Genomic DNA, 16347 nt, shown 5'->3' with positions numbered 1-16347 from the left:
TGGATAATACGTTGTCATCTCAGGATTTTTACATAGCTATAAAAAGAGGCTGGGAGGATATCAGAACTGTGAAAGATCTTTAAATTAGTTTATTTTAAATAGTAAATTTGAGGTGAACGGAGCGGAAGGTGGCGACTCCTGCAGGATATGACGGCAAGCTGAGACTTTGCAGGGCAAGGCCCTGGAAAGGCTCAGCGCCGTCCCTGCGGAAAGCGTCCGCCTGAAGCGAAGAGAACCGGTTTGAAGAGTTTGAGACATAATTGTCCCAAACTCTAATTCTCTTTCATTATATCTCCTGCGTTCGTTCCAGCTAAACGCCCAGTTACAAGAGCTGAAGTGATGTTATAGCCGCCGGTGTACCCGTGGATATCCAGCAGTTCACCGCAAATAAACAGTCCTCTGCATTTTTTTGAGTGCATCGTTTTTGGTTCTATTTCTTTAACCGATACACCGCCTCCAGTAACAAAGGCCTTTTCGATTGATTGTGTTCCGTGTACGGAAAGATCGAAGGATTTTATCATCTGGCAAACGAGCCGGATCTTGTCAGTAGCAATCGTTCCTGCCTGCTGATCAGGGTCAATTTCTGCTCGCTCCATTAAAAAGTGAAGATAGCGTTCAGGAAGTTGGCCTTTCCACACATTCTTAATGGCTTTTTTTGCTTCTTCCTTTGCTTCCTTATACATTTGCTGAAAAAGCTCTTCTGCTTTTATAGAAGGAACAGCATCAATACGAATTGTGACAGGTTCGCCTTTTTGTTTTTTCATTTCTTTGACCACATATTGGCTGCAGCGCAAAATAGCTGGTCCCGATAAGCCGAAATGAGTAAAAAGCATGTCCATTTCATGGGTTACAAGCGGTTTTCCCTTTTTGTTCAGCACGCTGACTGCAGCTCCCCTAAGAGCAAGTCCTTGGAGCTCGCGATTTTGAATAAAGGCTTCTTGCGAGAGAAGCGGTACTTCTGTGGGAAAAAGCTCCGTTACAGTGTGTCCGGCTTTTTCTACCCAAGGGTACCCATCCCCGGTGGAACCAGTTTGAGGAACGGATTTTCCGCCGACTGCCAGAACAACGGCTGCTGCTTTGATCTCATCCCCATTTGCAAGGCTTATGCCTTCAACTGCACCATCCCCAACAAGAAGATCGTGAACTTCTACATTGGTGCGGATCTCTACATTCAGTTCGCCGAGTCTGCGAAGCAGTGCATCGACGACTGATTGTGCTTTATTTGACACAGGGAACATACGCCCATGGTCTTCTTCCTTCAGCGCAACACCAAGTCCTTCAAAGAAATCAATAATATCTTCGTTGTTAAAAACAGAAAAGGCACTGTATAAGAAACGTCCGTTGCCAGGTATATGCTTTATAATTTCCTCTACTGGGAGGCGGTTTGTTACATTGCACCGGCCGCCGCCGGAGATCGCGAGCTTTTTACCAAGCTTCGTCCCTTTATCCACAAGCAGTACATGCTCTTTTTTCTCACCTGCGGCAATCGCAGCCATCAGCCCCGAAGGTCCCCCGCCGACAATAATTACATCATATCTCATTTTTTCACCATCTTTTCTCAAGCTTACACTTGCCTTATTTTATCGTGCTCTAATGGTATGTTCAATCATTTCTCTTTTAAAAGAGTCAGAAAACCAATTGTCATTCAAACGATGGAGTAGTACACTATTGGTTAGTGTCGAAATATGAGTTTTCCTTAGATTGGGAAGTGAATAAATAAGAATGTCTACATCTACATTAGTAAGAGGAACATTTATTTTAACGTTAGGAACCTTTATATCGAAATTTTTAGGGCTGTTTTATGTAATTCCGTTTTATGCCTTGCTTGGAAATGAAGAAGGTCCGGTTGCACTTTATTCATACGGCTATGTTCCGTATACGATCTTTCTATCTATCGCAACAGCGGGCGTTCCGCTTGCCGTTTCAAAATTTATTGCCAAATATAATGCACTTGAGGAATATGAGATTGGGCGAAGGCTTTTCAGGTCCGGATTGTGGTTCATGACACTGTCAGGTTTTATCGCATTCTTAATCATGTTTTTATTTGCACCTTTCTTTGCTGAATTGGCGATACCGGCAAACGAACAGGATATTTCTGCAGATCAGGTCACTACCGTCATTCGGGCTGTGAGCTTTGCGCTTATTATTATTCCTTTTATGAGTTTAATACGAGGATTTTTTCAGGGGCATCAGTCAATGGGTCCTACAGCTGTATCAAATGTTATCGAACAGATCGTCCGGATCGTGTTTTTACTAGTCGGCGTCTATGTCGTGTTATACGTGATGGAAGGATCGATTACAACGGCGATTGCTGTCGCAACATTTGGCGCATTTGTCGGTGGTGCCGCGAGTTTAGCTTTATTAATCTGGTATTATTTTAAACGAAAACCTCATCTGGATAAAATGCTTGAACAAAATAAAGGCGAAGTTCAAATTTCGGTTAAAGAAATGTATAAGGAAATTATTTTGTACTCGATTCCATTCGTATTGGTAGGAGTTGCAAATCCGCTTTTTCAATTAATGGATATCCTGACATTTAACCGTGCCATGGCTGAGATTGGTCTTGCAGCTGTATCGGATTTTCAGTTTGGGATTTTAACGTTTACCACCCATAAACTTGTGATTATTCCCGTATCACTTGCTACAGCATTTGCGATGACATTAATTCCTGTCATCACAAGTACTTTTTCAAAGGGTAACTGGAAATCACTTAACCAGCAGCTTGATCAGACGTTCCAGATTCTATTGTTTCTTACGATGCCAGCAGCCATAGGCTTGGCCTTGTTGGCTGAACCGGCTTATACCGTGTTTTACGGCTACAGTGAACTTGGAACAGATGTACTGCGGACGTATTCCCCTGTAGCGATTCTTTTTGCTCTGTACACTGTAACAGCAGCGATGATGCAGGGAATAAATGAACAGCGCTGGAGTGTGCTGAGTTTGCTCGCTGGCCTTCTTGTGAAGCTTTCGATCAATATTCCGCTGGTACAGCTTTTTGAAGTGCAGGGAGCTGTGCTTTCGACCGCAATTGGTTATATAGCAGCCATTATTATTAATCTGCTAGTCCTGCGTCATTTTGCTTCCTACAAATATCGTAAAGTGGTTAAACGGACGCTGCTCATGCTTATTTTTAATGCAGTGATGGCTGTGCCTGTATTGCTAGTCTACTTTGGACTTGCATCATTCCTGAATCCGGAAAGCCGCCTGCAGGCGTTGCTGATTCTCGTGATATGCGGCGGGATCGGGGCATTCGTTTACTTTGTTTTAAGTTTAAAATCGCGGTTAGCAGATCAATTGTTTGGTGACAGAATTACAAGACTGCGTAAACGATTCACATCATAAATGTCCATAAGCCGGTTCCTAAGCCGGCTTTTGGTTTGGAAAAAAGGAGGAAACCGGGTGAGATTAGACAAGCTACTTGCAAATTTGGGCTATGGCAGCCGCAAAGAAATGAAGAAATTACTAAAGTCCGGTGCAGTTATTGTAGGAGGAACGCCTGCAAAAGAAGGAAAAATGCAGGTAGACCCATTTAATGATGAAGTAACCGTTAATGGTGAAAAAATCGTTTACCGGGAGTTCATTTATGTTTTATTAAATAAGCCTCAAGGCGTAATATCAGCAACGGAAGACCGCCAGCATGAAACCGTCATTGACCTTTTGCCGGTTGAACTGTCTGTTTTTGAACCATTCCCAGTTGGACGGTTAGACAAGGATACAGAAGGTCTTCTTTTGTTAACGAATGACGGACACCTTTCCCATCAGCTGCTTTCACCCAAAAAGCATGTTCCAAAAACGTACTTTGCAGAAATTGAAGGGGAAGTGACACCTGATGACATTGTGGCATTTAAAAGGGGCGTTATGCTCGAGGATGGCTATGTGACAAAGCCTGGAGACCTCGTCATTTTAAAATCAGGGCCTGTCTCCCATATTGAACTGACCATTATGGAAGGTAAGTTTCATCAGGTTAAACGGATGTTTCAGTCGGTTGGCAAAGAAGTGACCTATTTAAAACGGATCTCTATGGGTTCTTTGGAGCTTGATCCCTCACTTGCACTGGGGGAATTCCGGGAGTTAACACAAGAAGAGCTTAAGAGCCTTCGCGGCGAAGAATAAATAGAACAGCCCTTTCCGAATAAAAAGCGGAAAGGGCTGTTTTTAGCTTTGTTACGATATTTTAACTTTTTTATGTGTCGTCGTCCATTTGCCACGACTAGGACTGCTCACTAAATCGTTATAGGCTAACACATTCAAATCTCTCTGAATGGTGCGAGGTGTGATGCCGAATTCATCAACCAAATCATTTGTTGTTACCGTTCCATTTTCTTTGATGAACATGTACACAGATTTGATGCGAGTTAGCATCCGATTCGTAGTTGGTTTCAAAAAACCACTCTCCCTCATCTTTTTTCCATGGGCAATGACTGCGATGAACTTTATTGTTGAGTATCGCTCAACGACACGTTTTAATTGGTTGCCTTTCGACAGCCCCTTTTCGTTAAAATTCGACAGTCATATTATCTGACAATTTCATTGTACAATTATTTGATTGATTTTTCTAGTACTAACGGACAGTTTTTACATGACGTTAACATTTAACAAGTTTATATTGGAGGATTTTCAGGAAAATATGACTCCCTTTTCCTATTCATTCCGTAGAACAGACAGAAGGAGTGTTGAAAAAAATGTTGAATGTTGACGTTATAGAAGGCGGCTATGAGCCAAATGATGCCAGGATTGAGAACGTTCATTTTTCTGTAGGACCGGGTGAATTGGTCGCGATGATTGGCGCAAATGGTGCGGGCAAGAGCACAACAATAAAAGCGATTATGGGACAATTGCCATTTTTCGAAGGAGAAGCGGAAATAAAAAAAGGTCTGCGTTACTCGTTTATTCCCGAAAGACCTGTATTTTATGAAGATTTAACACTGTGGGAGCATATTGAATTTGTTGCAGCTGTTGAAGAACTTGAAAAATCTGAGTGGGAGCCCTTAGTTCATTCATGGCTGTCCCGTTTTCGACTTGAACGTGTCATTCATGATTTACCAGGATCTTTTTCTAAAGGCATGCAGCAAAAATCCATGCTGATTTTAGCGATCATGTCGAAGCCTTCTTTATGGATCATCGATGAGCCTTTCATGGGACTTGACCCTTCTGCAACTAAGCTGCTTTTAGAAACACTTCAGGACGAGCGGGAAAGAGGGGCTGGTATTCTTATGTGCACCCATGTACTCGACACCGCCCAGCGAATTGCAGACCGGTTCATTATTATGAGTTCCGGCACCGTGCATGTATCTGGCTCTTTAGATGAGGTGCTTGAAGCATGTAATGTGTCTTCTGGAACTTTATATGACTGCATTCCGGAAGGAGATCTTTAAAGATGCAGTACACTCTTTTTACTGACCGTCTTAAAAAAGACTGGCGGTATCAAAAAGGTATTCTATCGAGTGTCATCGATTGGACGATCGTTCTTTACTTGATCATACCAGCGATTTTCTTCAGTGGTTTATATTATCGTTCCCTTTGGATTGATCCTCCTGTCTGGTTTACTCTTATTAACTGGACGGGCTGTGGACTGTTATTTTTCTTCTTATCGCTATCAAGTAAATGGCGTACGTATTTGTATGAAGCAGATACTGTTTATCTTGCAAAACGTCCGGAATGGATCAGGAAACTTTTACAGTCAGGGTTTTTCTATAATCTTTGCACCTCTTTTTTCTTTAGTTTAGTTGTATCGTTACTTTTTTTACCATTTACAATAGGGATTTTAACGTTATCTCTCCTCCAAATTGTGCTTCTCCTTCTTATGCTGACTATTATTCGAACGACCTGCAAATTATTCTTAAGCTGGATTGACTTTTACGCTGCAGGCAGCAGAAACACCTTAATGACAGCAGGCTTTCTATTGGCAGCTGCATTCGGAATTGCGCTCGTTCTGACAGGAATTACTATGTTTCCAGTGCTTATGATCTTGTTTATTCCATTGGGCTTTTGGTGGTTGAAACGCCTGTTTAACCGGACGATGGCTGACCCGAAATGGCTGCCAAACCATGGTTTACAGGAGGCAAAGTGGAAGGTGCGCTGGATTCGGCTTGTTTTCACCCTGTCTAAGGAAGTCGAGACGCCTCCTCATACTAAGTCGAGGAAAAGGCCCCTTCTTTTTCGCAAATCAACGCGCATTTTAAAGCCTATAACTCCAGTAACAGGAATGCTTGAGCTCTTCCTGAAACATCATCTCAGAAATCGGAAGTTCATTTATTATTACGTGAGAATCTTGGGCCTGATTGTGTTAAGCGCCTTCCTTATACCGATGGGCTGGCTGTTTGCAGCTGCAGCAGCACTTTTAGCAGCGGGGTGTGTGACCATTCATAAATTAATGTGGGAAACGCTCATTGATAAACATTCCATAGGCGTTAAGTACCGTTATGATAAAAGCTATGAGCAGGCTAAAAACTGGACTGCCGTTGCAATGCTGACTCCAATAATGGTTATTGCGATGGTGACTCTTCTTACTTAAGTAATTAAAAGTCAGACAAATTCCTCATTTGATTAAACAATACGTGCTTGTCTTTGAACAATCGACTATAATGAGAGACATTACGAAAAAGGGGTGAAGCTTCAGTGCCCATTCAATGGACAAAAGAAGTCGATAAGTATAAAGAGGAAATTATTCAAAATCTTCAGCAGCTCGTTCAAATTCCGAGTGTTTTAGATGAAGAGAATACAACTGAAGAAGCACCTTTGGGGCAGCCTGTGAAAGAAGCGTTGGACTGGATGCTCACTCAAGGAGATAAAGACGGTTTTACCACTAGAAACACAGGAAACCTTGCAGGTCATATCGAAATGGGACAGGGATCTGAGATAGTAGGTATTCTTTGTCACGTTGATGTAGTGCCCGCAGGAGATGGCTGGTCCTACCCGCCTTTTGAAGGGGTCGTGGAAAATGGCAGGCTTTATGCCAGAGGAGCCATTGATGATAAAGGTCCGACCATTGCTGCCTATATGGCCATGAAAATTCTTCAAAATCTCGATGTTTCCTTTGATAAACGCGTGCGAATGATCGTCGGTACAGATGAAGAAAGTAAATGGCGCTGTGTCGATCATTATTTTGAGCATGAAGAAATGCCGTCGATCGGTTTTGCACCTGATGCAGATTTTCCCATTATTCATGCTGAAAAAGGAATTATCGATTTTGACTTATATGTTGATAAAAAACTAAAAGATGAAAAAGCGCCGCGTATGGAGATGAAATCATTTGTGTCGGGAGAAAGATACAATATGGTTCCTGATCGTGCAGCCGCAGTTTTAATCCCTATATTAGATCAAACGTATTTACTTCAGGAGTTTGAGGAGTACTTAAAGGAAAATGACTTGACAGGTAATTATTATATTGAAAGAGGCGATCTTACCATTGAATTATACGGGAAGTCGGCTCATGCGATGGAACCGGATAACGGGGTCAATGCCGGTCTTCACTTGCTTACTTTTCTTGAAAGATTTGAACTCGATGTAAATGCCCATGCTTTCTGTCAGTTTGCACAGACGATGCTTCATAATGACTCAAGAGGAACGAATCTGGGACTTGCAGGAAAAGATGAAATCAGCGGTGATTTGACGGTTAATACAGGGAAAATCCGCTACAGCAAAGAAGAAGCTTATTTCGGATTGAATGTCCGCTACCCGGTTACATATGATATGGAGAAGGCTCTTGCTGCACTGACTTCCATGCTTGATCAGGAAAAAATCAAAATCGAAAATATTGATAATTCTTCACCTCATCACGTGGATGGGGACGATCCGTTTATTCAAACCCTGCTTCGAGTTTATGAAGAACAAACAAATCAAAAAGGGGAACTTTTAGCGATCGGCGGAGGGACCTACGCCAGATCACTTCAAAAAGGCGTCGCGTTTGGAGCTCTTTTCCCAGGCAGAGATGATGTAGCCCATCAAAAGGATGAATATATTGAAATTGAAGATCTTCTTAAAGCTACCGCCATTTATACCCAGGCAATATACGAACTTGCCTGCTTAAAATAACGATTGATTCTATATTACTCGCTGTTCAGAAAAACAGGGAACAAAGCATGGCAATTAAACAAGATTAATTCAAATATTTTAAAGATTAAAAGGAGAGAGTGCAATGTCGACAGTCCTTTATAATAACAACTTTGTTTCCCGTGAAGCCTGCACGGTGGATATGGAAGACCGGGGATATCAATTTGGAGATGGCGTATACGAAGTAATACGCATTTACAGCGGGAAAATGTTCACAAGTCAGGAGCATATTACACGTCTGTTTGAGTCTGCTGAAAAAATTAAACTTGATCTTCCGTTCACGAAAGAAGAATTGACAAAAAACCTTTCTACACTAGTTGAAAAAAACAAGCTTCATACAGGAACGATCTATTTGCAGGTTACTCGAGGTGCTTCTGCGAGACAGCATCAATTTCCTCTTGAAGGCAACCCTGTTTTCACTGCGTATACAAAAGAAGTGCCCCGTCCAGAAAACCAGATGAACGAAGGGGTAGCAGCGATCATCGCAGAAGATGTCCGCTGGCTGAGATGCGACATAAAAAGCTTAAATCTGCTGGGAAATCTTCTTGCCAAACAAGAAGCCTATTCTCAGGGAAGTTTTGAGGCCATTTTGCATCGGGACGGTACAGTAACAGAAGGTTCTTCATCCAATGCTTTCATAATAAAAAATAATCAGCTCATCACACATCCTGCTACGAATTTGATTTTAAATGGCATTACCCGCAGAGAACTATTGCGCTTATGCCCAGGTATCGGGCTTGATGTTAAAGAAGAAGCATTCACACTCGATGATCTTCTTTCTGCGGATGAAGTATTTATCGCAAGCACAACTGCTGAAATCACGCCGATTGTTCAGATCGACGGAAAAGATGTAGCAGATCGCAAGCCTGGTGAATGGACAAAAAAACTGCAGTCTGTTTTAAAAGCTTCTATCCAGGAACAATGCGGAGAATTAGTGAGTGTAGAAAGCTAAACGTAAATAATAACAAAACTGCACCTCTGCTGCTCAGATATCAGGTCTGGCAATGGAGCTGCAGTTTTTTGTTAGAATGACCCGTGATAGTAAGAGAAAAGGGAAGTGGGTGAAGCAAATGAAGGATGATAGGAATGAAACGTTATTAACAGGCGGCAATATGACAAACGTTTATCTTGCCGAAGGGACAGTCAGAAGAGAACTCAATGAAAACAGCGCGAACATCCATTTGCTTTTACAGCATCTAGAACATAAAAAGTATCCATACTCTCCGCGATTCAGGGGAATCGACGAAAAGGGGAGGGAAATCTTAAGCTTTATAGAAGGTGAAGCGGGAAATTACCCTTTAAAACATCGTATGTGGTCAGATGAATCTCTTACCAAAATCGCTCAAATGCAGCGCTCCTTCCATGATGCCGTGGAGGATTTCGAGTTTACCAGCGATTGGCTGCCGTTAGAAGGAACTCCTGATCCAAAAGAAATGATTTGCCATAATGACTTAGCGGTTTACAATATTATTTTTGATGCTGAAAAACCCGTTGGAATCATTGATTTTGATATAGCCGCGCCAGGTCCAAGGATTTGGGATATGGCTTATACACTGTACACATGTGTTCCTTTGAGCCGCTTTTATTTGGCAGAATCAGGAGAAGCTTGTTTTTATAATGATAAAATGGATAAAAATAATAGAAAACGAAGAATTGACTTGTTCTTTAAAGCGTATGGAGTAGAAAAACCGGCTGATTTGATGGAGATCATCTGCCTGCGTTTAGAGGCGCTTCATAACATGATTGAAACAAAGGCAGAGGATGGAGAGGCCGCGTTTCTTAAGATGAAAAAAGAAGGGCATGCGGAGCATTATATGAAAGATATTGAATTTATACAGCTCCATAGAAAGAGCTGGGCATAAAAAACTCCATCCAATTACAGATTGGATGGAGCCGGTATTATGATTCAAATCTAAATAAATCACTTGATAAATAACGTTCGCCCGTATCACATGCGATAAAAATGACGATGGAATCTTCGGGAAGCTTTTTCGCGGTTTCAAGCGCTGCATAACAGGCAGCACCTGAGGAAGGTCCTACAAGAATTCCTTCTTCACGTGCAAGTCTGCGTGTGATGTCATAGGCATCCTCATCTTCTATTTTATGAATTTCGTCATAAACAGATTGATTTAAAATAGAAGGGATAAAGCCGGGACTGGTTCCTACAAGCTTATGTTTGCCGGGCTTTCCTCCGGATAGGACAGGTGATCCGGCAGGCTCAACAACATGAACCTGAAGATCAGGGTAGGCTTGTTTCAAGACTTCACCGGTGCCCGTGATCGTTCCTCCCGTTCCTGCGGTTGCAACGAATGCGCCAAGTGGTTTTTTTAATTGCTTAACGGCTTCTATTATCTCAAGAGCGGTTGAATTGCGGTGGGCATCCGGATTGGCTGCATTATCAAACTGCATCGGAAGAAAACTGTCAGGGATTTCTTCAGCCAGCTCTTTTGCTTTTTTTATAGCTCCCGGCATTTTATCATCACCCGGAGTGAGCACCACCTCTGCTCCATACGCTTTTAAAAGATTGATCCGTTCAGAGGTCATTGTGTCCGGCATGACAAGAATCGACCGGTAGCCTCTTGCAGCAGCATTCATGGCAATGCCGATTCCAGTGTTGCCGCTAGTAGGCTCGATTATGGTAGAGCCAGCCTTTAAAAGACCTTGCTTTTCTGCTTCAATCATCATATTAAATGCAGCACGGTCTTTGACGCTTTTACTCGGATTGTAGTATTCAAGCTTTGCATAAACAGCGGCGCCTCCTTTAGGATTAAGCCGATTTAGTTTTACGAGCGGGGTATCTCCGATTAATTCTGCAATATTTTGTACAACCTTCATTTCAATCATCCTTTCACACATTCCATCCATTCATATCTCTTCCTTTCATTCTACCCGTAACCGGCTTTTCATTCAATTAAGTGTACTTCCATGAAAAGATATACCAATTAGATCAACAAAGGTATAATAGATAAAAAGGAAATGCTTAGCGGAGGTGTCAAAGATGTCCACACCACATTATTTTATAGCTATTGAAATTTCTCCTTTTGTCAAAGAAAAAATTGAGGCTCAAAAAAACGCCTGGCAGGAAATTTTGCCGTTTAAGCAATGGACACACAAACAGGATGTTCATATTACGCTAGCCTTTTTAGGTTCAGTAAAGGAAGAGGTGCTGGTTAACATTCAGCGTTTCCTTAAAGAGACCATTGCTTCTCTTCCCAGTGTTTCAATTAGAATTAATAAAATAAATACATTTGGAAAAAATGAATCTCCTCGAATCTTCTGGATCGGTCCAGAAAACGGAGAGGAGCTGCAGCCGATCTATGATGAGGTGCAGGAAGTAGTCCATAAGTCAGGAATGAATCCAGAGAGTCGTCCATTCAGGCCGCATATTACGCTGGCTAAAAAATGGCAGGGAACAAAAGATTTTCAACAGCCTGAAACATTTGTTCCTTTTGATATGAAAGTTTCATCGGTCTGCCTTTATCGGATTCATCCGCAGGAAACACCTAAATATGAAGTGGTATCCCAGTATAGATTGAGATAAATAAAGACCTCTAAAAAAGAGGAGTGGCAAAGTGGCACAATTAATTAAACTGCAAGACTATGTTTCCAGATATGAAAAAGACAGTCTCCGATATCCATCGCAGTTTGTCAGATTAAAAAAGCAGCAGTGGACTAAAATAAAACAGCAATGGGAAGACGGTTCTATTTTTTTAAATGATAAAGATGCTGAACAATTCAGAAATGAAGTGCAGGGCAAACACGCGCTGATTAAACGCTTTAAGAAAATATGGGTTAAAGAAGAGGAGCATCCTGCAGAAGACACAGGAGAACAGGCTTCTGAGAACAATTCCTTTGATTTTCAGCCAAAGGTTTATTTTCGTCCAGATACGCTTGAAGATTTAAAACATCTCTATATGGATCAGCTCTATCAGATTCAGCTGACCTGGGCGAGCTCTACTCTGACAGAAAAGTCATATGTGGACGGAAAATATGCAAGGGAAGAACCGCTTCGTTTTTTTCTTCAGCGATTTCCGGATACGTATCTTGTTATGTATGAACCTGTCATGCTGATTAAAAAAGCACCAATTGATTTGGACATTCTCGTATTTACCCCGACAGAGCTCTGGTGCATAACTCTTCTGGAAGGGGCTGACCAGTCCGCTTATATCGGCTCTATGGACCGATTCTGGACAGTTAAAGCAGGTGAACAGGAAAAACGAATGCTGAACCCGGCCATATCTCTGGACCGGACAGAAACCATTATAAAAGGATTATTTAATCAACAAAATCTTGACTTTCCAATTAAAAAAGCGATTATATCCAGGAATGGTTATATTGATTTTAAAGATGCTCCATATGGGTTAACACTGCTCGATAAAAAAAGCTTCCCCGCATGGTTCACTCAGCAAAGAAGCATGCGTGCTCCATTAAAGAGCGTTCAGCTGCGTGCCGTGAAAACCGTTCTGGAGCTTACCCAGACCACATCTGTCAGAAGAATGCTGTGGTCAGAAGACAATGAACAGCCGGATCTGACAGAGAATACTGAATGAAACTTATCCTGATTGTAAACCCCCATGCTAAAAACGGCTATGCCTACAGCAAGTTTTTAACGCTTAAGGACATGTGCGACAGGGAGGGGATAGAATACTGGATAACTGGTACCCCATGGCAGGCAGTGGAGAAAATCCGCAGGTTCTGCACCGAACATCCAGAGGAAAAAACGCTTTTTGCAGGAATCGGCGGAGACGGAACCATGCATGAACTGGTCAATGGAGCTGCCGGATTTCCTCATGCCTATGTGGCTTCTATTTCGGCAGGTTCCGGCAATGATTTTGGACGGCATTTCAACTCTTTTCCTTTTGACAGCGAATCGATACATGAATTATCAAAATGGGATGGCAGAAATGAAAAGCATGATGCTGCTCAATTTAAGGGAGATAAAAACGGATGGTTTGTTAATAATCTGGGAGTTGGTTTCGATGCAGCAGTAGCAATTTCATCGAATCGTTCGCGGGTCAAAAAATGGCTTAATCGACTAAAGCTGGGAAGACTCATCTACGTTTATTATTTGATTTTTCACCTTCTACGCTATAAACCTCAGTCAATGACTGTTGAAATTGACGGGAAAACGCTGGAACTGGAGAAAGTCTGGTTTATAACCATTGCAAATCAGCCCTACTATGGAGGCGGCATGATGATTGCGCCGTCTGCCTGCTCAGATGATGGGAAATTAGATTTGACGATCGTTCACCGCTTATCACGTATTAAGTTTCTCGCGGTCTTTTTGTCTGTGTTTTTCGGATGGCATTTGCGATTCAAAGAAGTAAAAACAAAGCAAGGTAAAAGAATAAAGATTGAAACAGCAGATAAAGCACTTATACACACAGATGGGGAGTTTGGCGGCTTGCTGACTCAACATCATCCGCTTTTTGTCGAAGTTGCACCTAAAAGCTGGTTATTTGTCCCACCGGAAAAACAAGGGTCTTGACGAATGCACCCTCTAAACGATAGAATTTTAAAAAGGATAGCTATTGTCTTTTTCAGCACCAATAGCTATCTTTTTTTTTTTTAGTCTGACAGGAACACGGTTGATGTGTCAGCTTAAAACAACAGTGAACTGATCGTATACTCAACAATAAAACGGAGATTTCTTCTTTAAAGACAAAGACGTAGAAGGTGAATGAATTTGGAACATTTGTTTGACAAAGAATGGGAAATCATGTCGGCAGGCGGTGCCTCTGGTGAAGCTTTTTTCGCACGGCTTGATGAAGAGAAACTATTCTTAAAACGCAATTCTTCCCCTTTCATTGCTGTCCTTTCAGCTGAGGGAATTGTCCCTCGATTAAAATGGACAAAGCGTCTTGAGAATGGCGATGTGATCACAGCTCAGCATTGGCTTAACGGACGTGAACTGAAAGCAGACGAGATGACAGGTGCAAGAGTGGCTAAGTTACTTAAAAAAATTCATAGCTCCAAAGCACTGACCTCTATGCTGCGCCGTTTAGGAAAAGAGCCGTATGAAGCATTTTTGATGCTCGATGAGGTGAAATCAACCCTTGATATAGAGTTAAATATGCTAAAGCCAGTGCGGGAAGCAATAGAATTTTTACAGGAACATGCCGGGAAAGTTGCTGCAGATGACTATGTAGTTTGTCACGGAGACGTGAACCATAATAATTGGCTTCTATCAGAAGTGGACGAACTGTTCTTGATCGACTGGGATGGTGCTATGCTGGCAGATCCGGCAGTTGATGTGGGGATGCTGTTATATTGGTACATACCGGAAAAAGACTGGGAACAGTGGATGGCGCAGTATGGTGAAGAATTAACCGATGACTTTCGCATTCGCATGAAATGGTATGTAGTCTGTCAAGCACTGCTTATGCTGCAGTGGCAAAAAGATAAAGGACGTCTTCATGATGTAGCCAAATGGATGAACTTCCTCCAGCGCTGCTTTCAAAGTGAATGTCCGGCTGAGAATAAGAAATAGCCCGGTGCCTTTTCTAAAAGAACCATTTAGAAAATTGCCGAGGCTATTTTTAATGAAAAGAAGAGGTGCAAGAAAATGAGAATGAGAAACAAACCGTGGGCTGCCGAGCGGCTAGCAGACTATCCTCAATATGCAGTGCCTGCTCCAGAAGAAGTTAAAGGAAATTGGGCACAGAAATTCGGGAATGAAAATCCTTTGCATATTGAAGTAGGTACAGGTAAAGGGCGATTTGTCACTGAAATGGCACGTGCGAATCCGGATGTGAATTATATAGGTGTAGAACTTTCAGAAAGCATCATCGTCACGGCGCTTGACCGTGTCATTGAAGCTGAGCTGCCAAATGTAAAACTGCTTAATAGTAATGCGGAAGACCTGGCAGCCATTTTTGAAAAGGGAGAAGTTCAGCGTGTATATTTGAACTTTTCTGATCCATGGCCAAAAAACCGTCATGAAAAAAGAAGGCTGACCAATAAGAAATTTATCGATTTATATAAAACAGTTCTTCCTGATAAAGGAGAGATCCATTTTAAAACGGATAATCAGGGGTTATTTGAATTTTCCCTTCAGAGCTTTTGGGAATATGGTCTTAAATTAACATTTCTAAGTCTGGATCTTCACAACAGTGACTTTGAAGGGAATATTATGACCGAGTACGAAGAAAAGTTTTCGAAAAAAGGCCAGCGTATTTATCGTTGTGAAGTTCAATATCAATAGGTTTCCTTTTCGTGCGGCTCAAGCACTTGACTGAAAACCAGGAGAACCGGTTAAAAGAGAGTGAGACTCATATGTCCCAGTCTCTTTCTTTGCTATACTATTGTTGAAAGCGTATTCAAATAAAGGAGTGATGATGGTGGATTCGTTCAGCTTTGGAGAGTGGACATTAAGATGGCTTGACGGAGGAGTGACCAATATGGATGGCGGTGCAATGTTTGGTGTAGTTCCAAAACCGCTTTGGTCGAAAAAATATCCTCCTAATGAACAAAATCAAATCGAACTGCCCACTGAGCCCATTCTGATTGAAATGGACGGGCATCGGGTTTTACTTGAATCGGGCGTAGGAACCGGGAAAATGAGCGATAAGCAAAAGAGGAATTATGGTGTGACGAGAGAATCTCATATTGAGGAGTCACTCGGAAAACTGGGATTAACAAGAGATGATATTGATCTTGTCATTATGACACATATGCATTTTGATCATGCAGGCGGTCTGACCAGGAAAGAAGATGACAAATTGGTTTCTGCATTTCCACAGGCAAAAATTTATACATCTAAAATTGAATGGGATGAAATGAGGGCGCCGAACATTCGCTCGAAAAATACATACTGGGAAGAAAACTGGAAGCCAATAGAAGAGCAGGTCGTGGCATTTGAGGGTGAGGTCACTATTTTGCCTGGCCTGAAAATGGTCCATACCGGCGGTCATAGTGATGGTCATAGTGTAGTGCTTCTAGAACAAAATGGGGAAACAATGATTCACATGGCAGATTTAATGCCCACACATGCCCACAAAAACCCATTATGGGTATTAGCCTATGACGACTATCCAATGAACTCGATCGAAGCAAAGCAAAAGTGGATTCAAAAAGGACTGGAAGAAAATTGGTGGTTCAGCTTTTACCATGATTCCTATTATCGGGCCTGTAAGTGGGATCAGTCAGGAAAAGAAATGATTGATTCTGTGAAAAGACATTCTTTTGAGAAGTAATCAATTGTAAAGATTTAGAGTATTTCTACTGCCTGCAGCGCTTTTAATATGCGCTGCAGTTTTTTGCGATTACCTTCTCCAGGGATAACTAAAAGAAAAC

At 41.9% G+C, this 16347-nt stretch carries 16 protein-coding genes; 13 read left to right on the top strand and 3 right to left on the bottom strand.

What is annotated here, in order from left to right:
* Positions 1 to 272: 272 nt before the first annotated feature.
* Positions 273 to 1541, bottom strand: a complete 1269-nt coding sequence (locus KR50_RS14710) for a BaiN/RdsA family NAD(P)/FAD-dependent oxidoreductase (RefSeq protein ID WP_052477139.1) — start codon at positions 1539 to 1541, stop codon at positions 273 to 275.
* 181 nt (positions 1542 to 1722) lie between these two features.
* Here KR50_RS14710 and KR50_RS14705 point away from each other — a divergent pair, with 181 nt between their 5' ends.
* Positions 1723 to 3342 carry a putative polysaccharide biosynthesis protein gene (locus KR50_RS14705; protein WP_041060226.1) on the top strand — a complete coding sequence of 540 codons (1620 nt, stop codon included), beginning with the start codon at positions 1723 to 1725 and terminating at the stop codon, positions 3340 to 3342.
* A 57-nt stretch (positions 3343 to 3399) separates the two neighbouring features.
* A complete protein-coding gene (locus KR50_RS14700; protein ID WP_041060223.1) occupies positions 3400 to 4113 on the top strand; it encodes a pseudouridine synthase in 714 nt (237 codons plus the stop codon).
* 51 nt (positions 4114 to 4164) lie between these two features.
* Here KR50_RS14700 and KR50_RS14695 read toward each other — a convergent pair whose 3' ends face one another.
* Positions 4165 to 4383: a DeoR family transcriptional regulator gene (locus KR50_RS14695; RefSeq protein ID WP_041060221.1), complete on the bottom strand. Its 219-nt coding sequence runs from the start codon at positions 4381 to 4383 to the stop codon at positions 4165 to 4167.
* 299 nt (positions 4384 to 4682) lie between these two features.
* On the opposite strand from KR50_RS14695, the gene KR50_RS14690 reads away from it, so the two are divergent.
* From KR50_RS14690 to KR50_RS14670, 5 genes are all read left to right on the top strand, one after another.
* Complete coding sequence (locus tag KR50_RS14690) at positions 4683 to 5375, top strand: ABC transporter ATP-binding protein (RefSeq protein ID WP_041060219.1); 693 nt, start codon at positions 4683 to 4685, stop codon at positions 5373 to 5375.
* A 2-nt stretch (positions 5376 to 5377) separates the two neighbouring features.
* Complete coding sequence (locus tag KR50_RS14685) at positions 5378 to 6514, top strand: ABC transporter permease (RefSeq protein WP_041060216.1); 1137 nt, start codon at positions 5378 to 5380, stop codon at positions 6512 to 6514.
* A 104-nt stretch (positions 6515 to 6618) separates the two neighbouring features.
* Positions 6619 to 8034: a dipeptidase PepV gene (pepV, locus tag KR50_RS14680; RefSeq protein ID WP_041060213.1), complete on the top strand. Its 1416-nt coding sequence runs from the start codon at positions 6619 to 6621 to the stop codon at positions 8032 to 8034.
* Positions 8035 to 8137: 103 nt separating this feature from the next.
* Complete coding sequence (gene dat / locus KR50_RS14675) at positions 8138 to 9004, top strand: D-amino-acid transaminase (protein ID WP_041060210.1); 867 nt, start codon at positions 8138 to 8140, stop codon at positions 9002 to 9004.
* 118 nt (positions 9005 to 9122) lie between these two features.
* A complete protein-coding gene (locus KR50_RS14670; protein ID WP_041060208.1) occupies positions 9123 to 9914 on the top strand; it encodes a phosphotransferase in 792 nt (263 codons plus the stop codon).
* 37 nt (positions 9915 to 9951) lie between these two features.
* Here KR50_RS14670 and cysK read toward each other — a convergent pair whose 3' ends face one another.
* Positions 9952 to 10887: a cysteine synthase A gene (gene cysK, locus KR50_RS14665; protein WP_041060470.1), complete on the bottom strand. Its 936-nt coding sequence runs from the start codon at positions 10885 to 10887 to the stop codon at positions 9952 to 9954.
* A 163-nt stretch (positions 10888 to 11050) separates the two neighbouring features.
* Here cysK and thpR point away from each other — a divergent pair, with 163 nt between their 5' ends.
* The 6 genes from thpR to KR50_RS14635 all read left to right on the top strand — a co-directional run bounded on the left by thpR (position 11051) and on the right by KR50_RS14635 (position 16247).
* Positions 11051 to 11593 (top strand): RNA 2',3'-cyclic phosphodiesterase, encoded by a 543-nt coding sequence (gene thpR, locus KR50_RS14660; protein WP_041060206.1) that lies wholly within the window; start codon positions 11051 to 11053, stop codon positions 11591 to 11593.
* A gap of 31 nt (positions 11594 to 11624) precedes the next feature.
* The gene (locus KR50_RS14655) at positions 11625 to 12602 is read left to right on the top strand and encodes an NERD domain-containing protein (RefSeq protein ID WP_041060203.1); all 978 of its coding nucleotides are present in this window, start codon (positions 11625 to 11627) and stop codon (positions 12600 to 12602) included.
* The gene (locus KR50_RS14650; protein ID WP_052477138.1) at positions 12599 to 13540 is read left to right on the top strand and encodes a diacylglycerol/lipid kinase family protein; all 942 of its coding nucleotides are present in this window, start codon (positions 12599 to 12601) and stop codon (positions 13538 to 13540) included. The genes KR50_RS14655 and KR50_RS14650 overlap by 4 nt, the downstream gene beginning before the upstream one ends.
* 198 nt (positions 13541 to 13738) lie before the next feature.
* Positions 13739 to 14542 (top strand): phosphotransferase family protein, encoded by an 804-nt coding sequence (locus tag KR50_RS14645; protein ID WP_052477137.1) that lies wholly within the window; start codon positions 13739 to 13741, stop codon positions 14540 to 14542.
* Between the two features lie 75 nt (positions 14543 to 14617).
* Positions 14618 to 15256 carry a tRNA (guanosine(46)-N7)-methyltransferase TrmB gene (gene trmB / locus KR50_RS14640; RefSeq protein WP_041060201.1) on the top strand — a complete coding sequence of 213 codons (639 nt, stop codon included), beginning with the start codon at positions 14618 to 14620 and terminating at the stop codon, positions 15254 to 15256.
* A gap of 136 nt (positions 15257 to 15392) precedes the next feature.
* Positions 15393 to 16247, top strand: a complete 855-nt coding sequence (locus tag KR50_RS14635; RefSeq protein ID WP_408606160.1) for a YtnP family quorum-quenching lactonase — start codon at positions 15393 to 15395, stop codon at positions 16245 to 16247.
* The last annotated feature ends 100 nt before the right edge of the window (positions 16248 to 16347 follow it).

Origin of the sequence: Jeotgalibacillus campisalis (genome assembly GCF_000829515.1) — a bacterium.
GTDB classification, from domain to species: domain Bacteria; phylum Bacillota; class Bacilli; order Bacillales; family Jeotgalibacillaceae; genus Jeotgalibacillus; species Jeotgalibacillus campisalis.
The sequence above is the reverse complement of the archived record's forward strand: the minus strand, read 5'-3'. Positions and strand labels throughout refer to the sequence as shown.

Bases quoted from the DNA above. Each gene is read 5' to 3' on its own strand.
- trmB (WP_041060201.1), top strand. From the start codon at position 14,618: ATGAGAATGAGAAACAAACCGTGGGCTGCCGAGCGGCTAGCAGACTAT.
- KR50_RS14650 (WP_052477138.1), top strand. From the start codon at position 12,599: ATGAAACTTATCCTGATTGTAAACCCCCATGCTAAAAACGGCTATGCC.
- KR50_RS14690 (WP_041060219.1), top strand. From the start codon at position 4,683: ATGTTGAATGTTGACGTTATAGAAGGCGGCTATGAGCCAAATGATGCC.
- dat (WP_041060210.1), top strand. From the start codon at position 8,138: ATGTCGACAGTCCTTTATAATAACAACTTTGTTTCCCGTGAAGCCTGC.
- KR50_RS14705 (WP_041060226.1), top strand. From the start codon at position 1,723: ATGTCTACATCTACATTAGTAAGAGGAACATTTATTTTAACGTTAGGA.
- cysK (WP_041060470.1), bottom strand. From the start codon at position 10,887: ATGAAGGTTGTACAAAATATTGCAGAATTAATCGGAGATACCCCGCTC.
- KR50_RS14670 (WP_041060208.1), top strand. From the start codon at position 9,123: ATGAAGGATGATAGGAATGAAACGTTATTAACAGGCGGCAATATGACA.
- KR50_RS14710 (WP_052477139.1), bottom strand. From the start codon at position 1,541: ATGAGATATGATGTAATTATTGTCGGCGGGGGACCTTCGGGGCTGATG.
- KR50_RS14685 (WP_041060216.1), top strand. From the start codon at position 5,378: ATGCAGTACACTCTTTTTACTGACCGTCTTAAAAAAGACTGGCGGTAT.
- thpR (WP_041060206.1), top strand. From the start codon at position 11,051: ATGTCCACACCACATTATTTTATAGCTATTGAAATTTCTCCTTTTGTC.